13 protein-coding genes and 1 pseudogene are annotated in these 12,076 nt (G+C 63.3%); all 14 read left to right on the top strand.

Going from position 1 to position 12,076, the window contains the following annotated elements; all coding sequences use genetic code 11:
• Window positions 1-232 (top strand): annotated as a pseudogene (locus tag BLP82_RS31740) (group II intron reverse transcriptase/maturase); the annotation flags it as partial.
• 372 nt (window positions 233-604) lie between these two features.
• The gene (gene gbpA / locus BLP82_RS23700) at window positions 605-2,071 is read left to right on the top strand and encodes an N-acetylglucosamine-binding protein GbpA (protein WP_092173687.1); all 1,467 of its coding nucleotides are present in this window, start codon (window positions 605-607) and stop codon (window positions 2,069-2,071) included.
• 66 nt (window positions 2,072-2,137) lie between these two features.
• Window positions 2,138-2,683 carry a cytochrome b gene (locus BLP82_RS23695; protein WP_092173682.1) on the top strand — a complete coding sequence of 182 codons (546 nt, stop codon included), beginning with the start codon at window positions 2,138-2,140 and terminating at the stop codon, window positions 2,681-2,683.
• Window positions 2,680-3,207 (top strand): type II secretion system protein N, encoded by a 528-nt coding sequence (locus BLP82_RS23690; protein WP_092173677.1) that lies wholly within the window; start codon window positions 2,680-2,682, stop codon window positions 3,205-3,207. Before BLP82_RS23695 ends, BLP82_RS23690 begins: the two co-directional genes overlap by 4 nt.
• Window positions 3,208-3,215: 8 nt before the next feature.
• Complete coding sequence (gene gspD / locus BLP82_RS23685) at window positions 3,216-5,141, top strand: type II secretion system secretin GspD (protein ID WP_170842367.1); 1,926 nt, start codon at window positions 3,216-3,218, stop codon at window positions 5,139-5,141.
• Window positions 5,138-6,601, top strand: coding sequence for a type II secretion system ATPase GspE (gspE, locus tag BLP82_RS23680; RefSeq protein ID WP_092173668.1), 1,464 nt, complete (start codon window positions 5,138-5,140; stop codon window positions 6,599-6,601). Before gspD ends, gspE begins: the two co-directional genes overlap by 4 nt.
• Before the next feature lie 4 nt (window positions 6,602-6,605).
• Window positions 6,606-7,814, top strand: coding sequence for a type II secretion system inner membrane protein GspF (gene gspF / locus BLP82_RS23675; RefSeq protein ID WP_092173666.1), 1,209 nt, complete (start codon window positions 6,606-6,608; stop codon window positions 7,812-7,814).
• A 3-nt stretch (window positions 7,815-7,817) separates the two neighbouring features.
• Window positions 7,818-8,276 (top strand): type II secretion system major pseudopilin GspG, encoded by a 459-nt coding sequence (gspG, locus tag BLP82_RS23670; protein ID WP_092173663.1) that lies wholly within the window; start codon window positions 7,818-7,820, stop codon window positions 8,274-8,276.
• Window positions 8,277-8,278: 2 nt separating this feature from the next.
• Window positions 8,279-8,746 carry a type II secretion system minor pseudopilin GspH gene (gene gspH, locus BLP82_RS23665; protein ID WP_092173658.1) on the top strand — a complete coding sequence of 156 codons (468 nt, stop codon included), beginning with the start codon at window positions 8,279-8,281 and terminating at the stop codon, window positions 8,744-8,746.
• Window positions 8,739-9,125, top strand: coding sequence for a type II secretion system minor pseudopilin GspI (gene gspI / locus BLP82_RS23660; protein ID WP_092173654.1), 387 nt, complete (start codon window positions 8,739-8,741; stop codon window positions 9,123-9,125). Before gspH ends, gspI begins: the two co-directional genes overlap by 8 nt.
• The gene (locus BLP82_RS23655; protein ID WP_092173651.1) at window positions 9,118-9,651 is read left to right on the top strand and encodes a type II secretion system protein GspJ; all 534 of its coding nucleotides are present in this window, start codon (window positions 9,118-9,120) and stop codon (window positions 9,649-9,651) included. The genes gspI and BLP82_RS23655 overlap by 8 nt, the downstream gene beginning before the upstream one ends.
• A complete protein-coding gene (locus BLP82_RS23650; RefSeq protein WP_092173648.1) occupies window positions 9,648-10,493 on the top strand; it encodes a type II secretion system protein GspK in 846 nt (281 codons plus the stop codon). The genes BLP82_RS23655 and BLP82_RS23650 overlap by 4 nt, the downstream gene beginning before the upstream one ends.
• Entirely contained in the window at window positions 10,493-11,596 is a 1,104-nt protein-coding gene (gspL, locus tag BLP82_RS23645) for a type II secretion system protein GspL (RefSeq protein ID WP_092173643.1), read from the top strand. The genes BLP82_RS23650 and gspL overlap by 1 nt, the downstream gene beginning before the upstream one ends.
• On the top strand, window positions 11,596-12,051 hold the full coding sequence (gspM, locus tag BLP82_RS23640; protein ID WP_092173639.1) for a type II secretion system protein GspM: 456 nt from the start codon (window positions 11,596-11,598) through the stop codon (window positions 12,049-12,051). Before gspL ends, gspM begins: the two co-directional genes overlap by 1 nt.
• The last annotated feature ends 25 nt before the right edge of the window (window positions 12,052-12,076 follow it).

Genomic DNA, 12,076 nt, shown 5'->3' with positions numbered 1-12,076 from the left:
CTGGCGAGAGTTAGATGAATGGATACGACACCGACTACGAGCAATCCAGCTCAAGCAATGGCGGCGTAGTTCAACGATCTATCGAGAGCTACGCAGGTTGGGTGCAAGTGAGGCTACTGCTCGCAAAGTGGCGGGAAGCTCTCGCTGCTGGTGGCGCAATAGCGCTCTTGAACTCAACCGAGTGCTCGATATAGCGTGGTTCGACAGAACGGGTTTACCGCGTCTCTCCTGACCTCAATCTCTCGAACCGCCCGGTGCGGACCCGCATGCCGGGTGGTGTGGCAGGGGAACGGCCTATGAAGGCCGTCCCCTATGCCGATTGTCTGCCCTATAACTTTCAATTTAACGCCTGATCGTAGTTGGCCAGGTGTTACTGTTTGTCAGCGTTTAATAGTTATTGCCATTTATAAGAAGTTTCTCTTTCTATGTAAGGGAAATAGATTAACAGATCATTCCTTCTATTTTGAGAGATTTTTCCTACATAGGGGGGCTTAAACTTTCTATAAGGTTCCGGTGCTTGCAGGCCGTGCACTGAGCGATCCGGCGGGCCTTGCAAGATGACGGTAAAACGTCTTTCAATCTCGATGGATAGTCTGGAACTTATATGAAAAACAACTTCAACAAGAATGGCGTATTAACGGGGTGCGCATCGTCGTTAGTTCTGTTGTCGGCCATGCTGACATCCCAGGGTGTATTCGCCCACGGATACCTCGAAGTGCCGCCTTCGCGGGCATTTTTATGCCAGAAAGGTGAAAACAAAAACTGCGGTGGTGCGCAATACGAACCTCATAGTACCGGTGAAACGTTCAAGGGCTTCCCGAACGGAGCAGGCGGCGCCCCGCTGCAAGGCCCGATCGACGGCCAGATTGCCAGCGGCAGTAACCCGCTGTTTTCCGCCCTGGATGCGCAGTCGTCCACTCGCTGGCAACTGACTGAAATCCGCGATCGCAACATTGCGTTCCAATGGCGATACATCGCCCCACATCTGGCGACCAAACACGAATATTTCATTACCCGTGAGGGGTGGAACCCAAACAAGCCGCTCGAGCGCGCATCGTTCGACAGTGCACCGTTTTGTACGGTAGACGGCGGTAATCAAGTGCCGGTAAGTGGTGCCGAGCACAATTGTGTGATTCCCGACAGCAAGTCGGGTCATCACGTCATCCTGGCGGTCTGGACGGTCGGGGACTCCGCCAACGCATTCTACAATCCGGCGGATGTGAACATCCTCGCCGAAGCCGCCTTGCCGGGCGGCTGGTCGCCGGTGGGCAGCATCGCACCGTCGGCTCCACTGCTGGCGGGGGACAAGGTCAAGGCCCGGGCATTCTCCGCCACCGGTGAAAATGCCGAATACAGCGTAGAGATCAGCATCGACAACGCCGACGAAGGCAAGCCCGAGAACTGGTCGTTCAAACTGGCCGAGGCCATCAACAAGGCCCATCCTTTGATTCGTGCCGGTATCCGTGACGACGAGGGCAATATCACGCCGATCAAGGGTACCAACAAGCTGTATGCCCAGGACGAAAGCGGCGTCAAGCGCTATGAAGTGCAACTGGACATGAAGGAAGACCCTGGCGCCAGCATGGAGGTCGCTTCCCTGCAGCCGGAATATGTACTGGACAAAGGCCGGGTCAGCATGGCGTTCGCAGCACAGACCAACCGCAGGATGAACCTGCAGGCCACGCTGTTCGATGAAAACAACAAGCAGGTCGGTACGGTGAGCCAGACTGTGGCTGAAGGCAATACCGGCCTGAGCATTGATGTACGCAGTGCGCCGGGTGCCCACACCTTGACGCTGGTGGGTACCACCGAAGACGGACGCAGCACTCGCCAGGATACCCGGAGCGTCACCCTGACCGGTGACGGCGTGGGCATCGAGTACGACTTCGAGTTTCCTAAAGGTCTCAGCGACTACACCGCCGGCACCAAGGTGCTGCAACCCAAGACTGACGAAGTATTCGAGTGCAAGCCGTTCCCAGCGTCCGGCTACTGCAAGCAATACTCCCCGACCGCCAACGGCTTCGAGCCGGGTATCGGTGCCTCCTGGCAAAGCGCCTGGGACAAGCTGTAAGTCCTGATAGGCACGGCTTCGGGCGATCCGCAGGGATTGCCTGGAGCCTTCGAAGGAGGGCGCGTGATGCATTCCAATTATTCCCGGCCACGTGTGCTGCTGCACTGGCTGTCGGCGGTCATTATCCTGTGGACCTTGGTGTCCGGGTTTTATGTGGCTTACAACCCAGTGTCGGCTGCGACCGAACACTGGATCGGGTCATTCAATGTGTCGCTGACGACGTTGTTCATTCCGCTGTTCGTATGGCGAGCCTGCCTGTTTGTCTGCGCGTTGGAGTCCCATGGAACAGCGCCTGCGCCAATCAAGAAGCTGGCCTTTGCGGTACACGCCGTGATCTACCTGGTCATTGCTGTCGTCCTGGTGACCGGCGTCCTGATGATGAAAAGCGCGATCAGTGTCTTCGGACTCGTTCACTTCCCCCAGCCGCTGAGCGATCCGGCGCTGATCGAACGGGCCAGCACGATCCATACCTCGGCTTGCGTGGTGCTTTCCGTGCTCGTGGCGCTGCATCTTTGCGCAGTGGCCTGGCATGAGTGCTCCGGACGCAGGGTGGTGCGGCGAATGACCTTCGCCAAGCCCTCGGGCGCGATGATCCGGCGGGCGCAAAAGTGAGTGTTTCTTTCAAGGTTGGCAGTCGTTTGCCCACGACAATCCTGATGCTCGTACCGCTGTTGTATGGAGTGTTGCTGGCCGGGCACGAGTGGCGTTATCGCCAGGCAGTGGCCCGTGATGTGCCAGTGGTTGGCGGCTCGCCGACCGCTCCGGCGCCTGTCCTGCCCAACGCACAAGCCGTCGCGACGGTATTCGGCCTGACGCCCGAAGGTGCCCATGCCCCCAGCGCTGAAGCGATCACGTTGCAAGCCAGTTTTGTCGCTGGCCAAGGTTTGTCGCGGGCCTTGCTGGCGGACGCCGTTGGCCCGCGCATTTACCAAGTGGGCGAGCGTTTGCCGGGTGGCAGCGTGCTGCGCCGGGTCGAGACCAGCCATGTGACGTTGTGGCGCAACGGACGTGAAGAGCGCTTGGCCCTGCAACCCGCAGCCAAGCCCCTGCTGCGCCGGCTGAGCCTCGAAGACGGGGGCCATGCCGCGCCGCATTCCTCGCAATACCTACGCCCGGTGGCCGGGCAATCAGAGTGATCGAATTCATGAACAGCTTTATCCGGGAGCGTGTTTCGCGCGTCCTGTTCTGCTTCGCCGCGTCTTGCCTGCTGATGCCCGCCGGTTGGCTGCAGGCCGAAGAGGCCCAGTGGCAACTGGCGATGAACAACGCGGAACTGCGCGATGTGGTCGAAGAGTTTTCCGCGATCCTGGGCAAGACCGTGGTGCTCGATCCTCGGGTGTCGGGGCGTATCACGGTCATGTCCCGTGAGGCCCTGGACCGCGAAGGGGTGCGGCGGTTGTTCTATTCGGTACTCGATGCCCATAACTTCACCGTGATCGACGAAGGCGAGCGGATCCTGATCACGCCGGTCAGCGATGCCAAGACGCGTGCCGGTGTCGCCGACGAACAAAGCGCCACACCGTCGCAGTTCGTCACCCGGGTTCTCGACCTGCAATCGAGCATCGCCGCCGATGTCGCCGGGCTGATCCGCCCCTTGGTCTCGGCCAATGGTTACGTCGGTCCTTCGGTATCGTCCAACGCCCTGGTGGTCACCGACACCGCCGCCAACGTCCAGCGCATCGCCGGCGTGGTGCAACGATTGGATTCAGGACGCAACCGCAATCACGTGGTGGTGCGCTTGAAGCACGCCCAGGCCGGGGACATCGCCCCACTCGTGGAAGCCTCCGGCGGCAAGCGCGAGGGGGATACGGCGGGGGTGGTGATCGCCGATGCCCGCAGCAATCGGCTGGTGATCATCGGCGCGCCCGCGGTGCGTCAACGCCTGGTCGACCTGGCCCGGACCCTGGACGTGCCGGCAGCCGCCTCCCAGGACAACGCCCGGGTCATCCGTCTGCGTCACAGCGATGCCAAACAGTTGGCCGAGGTGCTGGAAGGTGTCGGCCAGGATAGGAAAAACACGCCGGCCCTCGCTGGCCAACGGGAAACCGCGGGTACCAGCCCCTTCAGGATCAAGGCCGATGAAAGCCAGAATGCCTTGGTCCTGATCGCCGAGCCGGCCCAGGTCCGCATCATCGAGAACATCGTCCGGGAGCTGGACCAACCCCGGGCCCAGGTGCTCATTCATGCGGCCATCGTCGAGGTGAGCGGAGATATTTCCGAAGCGCTGGGGGTGCAGTGGGGACTCAAGAGCGGTAGCGCGACAGGGAGCATCAACTTCCCGGGAACCGACATCCCGATCATCGGCCTGGACTTCAACAAGCTGGATAAAACCAAGGAAAGCGCCTTCCTGCGGCTGGGCGGCGATCGCTTCAGTGCGCTGGTCTCGGCGCTGGCGAGCAATGCCCACAGCAACCTGCTGTCCACCCCCAGCCTGCTGACCCTGGATAACCAGGAAGCGGAAATCATCGTGGGCCAGAACGTTCCGTTCAAGACGGGTTCCTACGCCACCAGCGGCAACGGCGCGGACAATCCGTTCACCACTGTGGAGCGCAAGGATGTGGGTATCAGCCTCAAGGTCAAGCCCTACATCAACGAAGGCTCGACCTTGCGCCTTGAAGTCGAGCAGGAGGTGTCGGACATCGCGCCGTCGGTCTCCGGTGTGGACTCCTCGGACCTGATCACCAACAAGCGCGCCTTGAAGAGCACGATCCTGGCGGACGATGGCGAGATCATCGTGATCGGCGGCCTGATCCGCGACAGTGTCCGCAGCCAGCAAAGCGGTGTGCCACTGCTGCGCAGTATTCCCTACCTGGGCGCGTTGTTTCGCTGGAACCGCGACACCCAGACCAAAAGCAACTTGATGGTGTTCCTGCGCCCGACCATCGTGCGCAGCAGCGAGGACCTGGCCGATGTGAGCCGGCAACGCTACGACGCGCTCCGGGAGTTGAGCAAACCGGGCTCGCGGAAAAACAATTCGCTGCTGCTGCCCCGGGACGCCCGCCAGTTGTTCGAATCGTCTGCGCAGGAGCCGGCGCTTGACTTGCGTCCATCGCAGCCGGAGGACCTGTGAGCGAGCCGTTGCCCTTTGGTTTCGCCAGGCGCCTGGGCGTGCTGCTGGAAGGCGCGGGGCCGACCTTGAGCCTGGCGATACGCAGCGACACGCCCCTGACTGCCGTGGCTGAAGTCCGGCGCCTGTGTGGGCGGGATCTACCTATCCAGGTCCTGGCGCCGGCGCAGTTCGCCGCGCGCCTGGCCAGCGTCTATCGCCAGGGCCAAAGCGCTGCCGAGCAGGTGGCCCAAGGCCTGGACGAGGAACTGGACCTGCTCAGCCTTGCCGACCAGATGCCGCAGACCACCGACCTGTTGGAGCAGCAGGGTGATGCGCCGATCATTCGCCTGATCAATGCGCTGCTCAGCGAGGCGGTCCGCGAGCACGCTTCGGATGTGCACCTGGAAACGTTCGAGCAGTACCTGTCGGTGCGCATGCGCATCGACGGGCAGTTGCAGGAAATGCTGCGCCCGCGCCGGGAACTGGCGAACCTGCTGGTGTCGCGGATCAAGGTCATGGCGCGCCTGGACATCGCCGAAAAACGCGTGCCCCAGGACGGCCGGATGGCGTTACGCCTGGCCGGGCACGAGGTCGATGTGCGAGTCTCGACCCTGCCTTCGGCCCATGGCGAGCGGGTGGTGTTGCGCTTGCTCGACAAGCAGGCCGGGCGTCTGGATCTGCAACGCCTGGGCCTGCCCGACGACACCTTGGCGAGCCTGCGCCAGTTGCTCGGCAAGCCCCACGGCATCGTGTTGGTCACCGGGCCCACGGGGTCGGGGAAGACCACCAGCCTGTATGCGGCGCTGAGCAGCCTCAACGACCAGAGCCGCAACATCCTCACGGTCGAAGACCCCATCGAATATCACCTGCCGGGCATCGGCCAGATGCCGGTCAACCCGAAAGTCGACATGACCTTCGCCCGCGGTTTGCGAGCCATTTTGCGTCAGGACCCGGACGTGGTGATGGTCGGCGAAATACGCGATCGCGAGACCGCCGAAATCGCCGTCCAGGCGTCGCTGACCGGGCACCTGGTGCTCTCGACCCTGCACACCAACACCGCCGTCGGTGCGGTCACACGGCTGGTGGACATGGGCGTGGATGCGTATCTGCTGGCGTCGTCCCTGGCCGGCATCGTCGCCCAGCGTTTGTTGCGCTGTCTGTGTCCTTCCTGCAAAGCCCCTTATGTGGCCGACGCCGCCACGTGTCGGCGCTTGGGCCTCGACGCCGATGCCGCGCCCAGGCTGTTCAAGGCCCAGGGCTGCGAACAATGCCAGAAAGGCTATCGCGGGCGCTTCGGCATCTATGAGCTGGTGCATGTCAACGCTGCGCTGTCGCAGCTGATTCACCAGGGCGCCACCGAGCAGGCGCTCGCCGCCGAGGCCCGCAAGACCTCCCGCAGCCTGTTCCAGGACGGTCGCCAGCGCGTGCTGGAAGGCCTGACCAGCGTCGACGAATTACTGCGCATTACCCAGGAGGATTAGCGCCATGCCGACCTTCGATTATCAGGCCGAAAACCCCCAGGGCCGACGCTGCAAGGGCCGCGTGGAAGCCGACAGCCCCCGGCATGCTCGACAGTTGTTGCGCGAGCGCGGCTTGCTGCCCAGCGAATTGGCCGAAGCCAAGGAGCCGCGAGTCCTGGGCGGGCGCCATGCCGGGGGGCGTTTGGGGCCGGCGGATCTGGCGTTGCTGACGTTGCAGCTGTCCACCTTGATCCAGGCCGGCCTACCCCTTGAGGAATCCCTGGGAGCGGTGGCGCAACAGAGCCAGAAACGCCGCGTTGCCCACCTGCTGGCGGCGGTGCGCAGCCGGGTGATGGAAGGTCACGCGTTGGCGACGGCACTGAGGGCCTTCCCTCAAGCGTTCCCCGAACTGTTCTGCGCCACGGTCGCGGCGGGGGAACAGTCGGGTCACTTGGGGCAGGTGTTGGAACAGCTGGCGAGTTACACCCAGGCGCGTCAGGCCTCGCGCCAGCGCATTCAACTGGCGTTGGTGTACCCACTGATCCTGATGCTGGCCTGTGTCGCGATTGTCGCGTTCCTGCTGGGTTATGTGGTGCCGGATGTGGTGAAGATTTTCATCGACAGCGGTCAGCCGTTGCCCTGGCTGACCCAGGCGCTGATCGCCGTGAGCGATGGCTTGCGCCGCCATGGCCTGGTGCTGCTCGGTGCCTTGGCCGGGCTGTTCGGGTTGTGGCGCTGGAGCTTGCGCCAACCGGCGTGGCGCCTGCGCTGGCACCGCTTGTTGCTGCGGCTGCCGCTGCTGGGCGAGGTGCTGCGGGCGATGGAAGCGGCGCGATTCGCCAGCACCTTGGCGATCCTGAGCAAAAGCTCGGTACCGCTGGTGGAGGCCTTGCACATCGCCGCCCAGGTGATCGGCAACCTGATGATCCGCGCCCGCATGGCCGATGTCGCCCGTTCGGTACGTGAAGGCGGAACCCTGACCCGTGGCCTGGAGCAGGGCGGTGATATTCCGCCGCTGATGCTGCACATGATCGCCAGCGGCGAACGGGCCGGCGAACTCGACAACATGCTGGCCCGGGCCGCCGAACAACAGGAGGCCAGCCTCGCGGCGCGCATCGCGCTGGTGGTGAGCCTTTTCGAACCGGCCATGTTGGTGCTGATGGGCGGCGTCGTGCTGCTGATCGTCATGGCCATTCTCCTCCCGATCCTGAGCCTCAACCAATTGGTGAACTGACCGATGAAATTCCAAAGCAACCGACCCCCACGCTATCAACAACGCGGTTTTACCCTGATCGAAATCATGGTGGTGGTGGTCATCATTGGCGTGCTGGGCGCCATCGTCGTGCCGCAGTTCATGAGCCGACCCGACCAGGCCAAGGTCACGGCCGCCCGCACCGATATCCAGGCGATCGCCACGGCCCTGGAAATGTATCGCCTCGACAACTTCCAGTACCCCTCGACCCAACAAGGCCTGGAGGCGTTGAGCAAACGCCCGTCCGGTACCCCTGCGGCCAGGAACTGGAACCCCCAGGGTTATCTGAAAAGCTTGCCGGTCGACCCTTGGGGCACGCCCTACCAGTACCTCAACCCTGGGCACAAATCCCTCGATGGAGGCTATGACCTCTACTCCCTGGGCGCCGATGGCGTGTCGGGTGGTGAAGGGATGGCGGCCGACATCGGCAATTGGGCCGAGTGAACATGCCGCGTCGTTGCCGGGGCTTCACCTTGTTGGAGCTGATGGTCGTCATCGTCTTGATCGGCGTCCTGGCGGGCATGGTCCGCTTCGCCACCGGGCCGGGCCCGGCGCGTGAAGCCCGCCAGCAAGCCCGGGACTTCATTGCGCTGGTGCAGCAGTTGCGCGAGCGGGCGGTGCTGGACGGGCAGGAATATGGTGTGCACGTGCAGCCCGGCGGTTATCAGGCGTTGCGACTCGACGTCCAGGGTTGGACGACCGTGTCGGTGCCCCATCGATTGCCCGAGGGCTTGACGCTCGGGTTGGAGCTGGACGGTCATGTCCTGTCGTTCGATGCCGTTCAAGGCTCACCCCAGTTGCTGATGCTCAGCAGTGACGAGATCAGTCCGTTCAGGCTGTTCATCAACGTCGCTGGACAGGCGGTTGCCCGGGTATCGAGCGATGGCCTGGGGGAGCCGCTGATCGATGAGTAATGCGCGCAGGCAGGCCGCCGGTTGCCAGGGTTTCACGCTGTTGGAAGTCATGATCGCCCTGGCGATTTTCGCGACGCTGGCGGCGGCCGTACTTTCGGCCAGCCAGTTCGTGCTCAAGCAAAGCGCCGGGCTTGAGGAGCGTCTGTTCGGCGCCTGGCTGGCGGACAATCAACTGAGCGAACTGCGCCTGGAAATGGTCACGTCGCCCGGACAACAGCGACTGAATCGGCACTTGGATCGCCGCGATTGGGTCTTGCAGCAGCGCATCGCCCCGGCCCGCGATGGGCGCCTGTTGCAGGTCGAGATCCAGGTCAGCCGCGATGACAGTGCGACCGTCGCACACCGCACCACCGGTTGGATCCGCAGCCATCATGAATAAGCAAGCGGGTTTCACCTTGTTGGAGCTGGTCATCGCCATCGCCATTTTTGCCTTGCTCGGCCTGGCCAGTTGGCGGTTGTTCGATGGGGTCGTGCGGACCCAGCAGGGAGTCGGTCAACATGAGCGCGACATCAGGGCCTTGCAGCGCGCTGTCGGCGTGATCGAACGGGATGTGTGGCAGGCGGTTGCCGACTCGGTCGTGCTCGCGCCCGGGCATTTGCAGTTGCAGCGCAGCCATTGGCGCAACCCACTGGACCAGCCTCGCAGCGAACGGCAAACAGTGAACTATCAGCTCAAGGGCGGCGCGTTATGGCGCGAGAGTGTCGGTGAAGGCATGACGCTTGTGCAGCGACAGATATTGCTCGACGACGTCCGCAGCCTGAGCTGGCGCGTGTTCGACCGGCAACGGGGCTGGCGCGTTGAAACCGTGAGTGGTACCGCGCCGCTGGCGTTGGAGTTGATCGTGTCTGCGGGGCGTTTCGAACAGATCCGCCGGGTGCTGCTGTTGCCGGAAGCGTTGCCATGAAGCGCCAACGCGGCGTGGCGCTGATCAGCGTGCTGCTGGTGTTGAGCCTGGCATTGCTGCTGGTCGGTGGGCTGTTGCGCAGCCATCGCCTGCTGTTGCACAGCAGCGCGCAGCAACTGCAACAGGTCCAGTTGCGGCAATTGGGATTGGCTGGGGAAGACTGGGCGCGGGTGGTGTTGGAAGACAGTGGGATAACGCCATCCGGGCCCGTTGACCTGAGCCAGGATTGGGCCCGGCTCGGGCCTGTCATGGAAATGGACGGTGCCGAGCTGCACATCGGTATCGAGGATTTGTCCGGGCGCCTGAATCTCAATGGGCTGCTGGCCCTGGGGCAAATCGATCAGGTCACCCTCGGTCGCTGGACCCGCTTGCTGGCCTTGCTGGATCTGCCGCCGCTGTCGTTGCCCCAGGTCGGACCGATACAGGAGTTGAGTCAACTGCGCCTGCTGCCGGGCATCGACGGCCCGACGCTACGGCGCCTGGAGCCCTGGGTGGCGTTGCTGCCAAAGGACGCGCGGATGAACATCAATACCGCCCCGCAGCGCGTGCTGATGACCCTCGATGGCATGGAGGCGGGTGCCGCCCAGGCGTTGGTCAACCAGCGGCTCCAGGCGCCATACACCAGCGTGCAGGCGTTTACCAACGACCCGTTGCTATCCGGCGCGGGCCTCAACAGCCATGGGTTGGGGGTGGGCAGTCGCTGGTTTCGAATCACCGTGAGCGTGATCCATGCCGACAGCCGTCTGCGCCTGGCCTCGGATATCGAGCGTGATGCTGTCAGCGGGCGCTGGACGGTTCGCCAGCGACGTTTCTTACCCTTCAGTCCCAGTGAGCTTCCTTGATGAAAACCTGGCTTTACCTGACCGCCGAGGGCCTGTCCGCGCCTTGTGCCAACTGGCCGTGCTGCGTGTGGTCGCCCAGCGGCGAGCGTCGTCGCCTGCCGTTGCACGAGGCGGCCGGCGAGTTGAGCGGCCGGCCCGTCGATGTGCTGTTGCCGATGGAAATGTGCAGTTGGTTGCGCAGCGATCCGTGGCCCTCTCGACGCCCGCCCCGGCCCCAGGCGCTGGCATTCGCCATCGAAGAACAACTGAGTGAAAACCTGGAGGCGCTGCACATCAGCGTCGGCCCGCGGGACCGTCAGCACCGCTATCCGCTGATGGTGACGGAACGCGCCCGGTTCCAGGCGCTTCTGGCGCTGCTCGTCGAGCAAGGCATCGATACGCGGGCGGTGCATGTCGACGCCGACCTGCTTGCCGATGAGCAGGCATTGGGCGTGCGTTGGTTCGGGCGTTGGTTGTTGGGCGCAGGGCTGCCAGCGCGGCTGGCGTTGTCGGCGCGGGCCCTGGCGGCGCTCAAGCCCGGCTTGCCCGAGGACATTCACTGGCTGGACGAAGAGCGCGATTGCCCGGGCATCGATGAATGGCTGCTGAGTGCGGATGGACGCCCCATCGACCTGTTGCAAGGTGAGTTCCGTCGACGTCGTCGACCGCTGCCATGGCGTGGCGTTTCGGCGGTGGCACTGGGCATGTTGGTGCTCACCTGGGCCTTCGGCGACGCCCGCGTACGTTTTCTTGAGCGCGAAACCCGGCTTTTGTATGCCCACAGTGAGCAGCGGTTCAGGTCGCTGTACCCCGGGCAGGAGCGGATCGTCGACCTGGCGGCGCAGTTCCAGGCATTGCAGAGTCGGCGCGGGCAAAGCCACGACACTCAGGTCGCGCGCCTGACCCGTCTGACCGAGCAGGTCATTGGCGCCAGCAACGTCGAGGTGCAGCGCATCGATTTTCGTGAAGGCGAAGGCTGGAAGATCCAGTTGACGGCGAACAGTTTCGTCGAGCTTGAACAACTGCGTGAACGCGGGCAGCAAAACGGCTTGCCCGTCACCCTGGGCAGCGCGAGCAAACAGAGCAATCGGGTGCAGGCCATCCTCACACTGGAGAACAGTTGATGAACGTCGATCGATGGCGGGTCTTGAAACAGACGTGGGGAAGCCTGTCGCGCCGAGAACAAGGGCTGTTGCTGGGGCTTGCCGGGGTGTTGTCGGTGGCGCTGGCCTACAGCGCGATTTGGCAACCGACCTGGCAACGACGGGAGGTTGCCGAACGCCAGTATCTGCAACAGGCTGAACTGAACGCCCGGATCCAGCGTGCCGAACCCACCCGGGACATGACTGTCGCCACGCGGCCCTTGTCGGTGCGCGTCAATGAAAGTGCGACAGCGGCGGGGTTGGACATGGCGCAAATGGAGGTCGACGGCGACTCGTTGCGACTCGCCGTCAGTGGTGAGGCGAATGCGTTGCTGCATTGGTTGGATCAACAGGAGCGAGAAGGCGCGGTGCTGCGGTCGCTGACGTTGGAAGTGGAGCATGGTGTGTTGGGCGCGCGAGTGGTTTTGCGCCAATGACTCGGCTGCGCCCTGTAGGAGCTGC

The organism is Pseudomonas sp. NFACC37-1 (assembly GCF_900101575.1).
Taxonomy (GTDB): domain Bacteria; phylum Pseudomonadota; class Gammaproteobacteria; order Pseudomonadales; family Pseudomonadaceae; genus Aquipseudomonas; species Aquipseudomonas fluorescens_AA.
The sequence above is the reverse complement of the archived record's forward strand: the minus strand, read 5'-3'. Positions and strand labels throughout refer to the sequence as shown.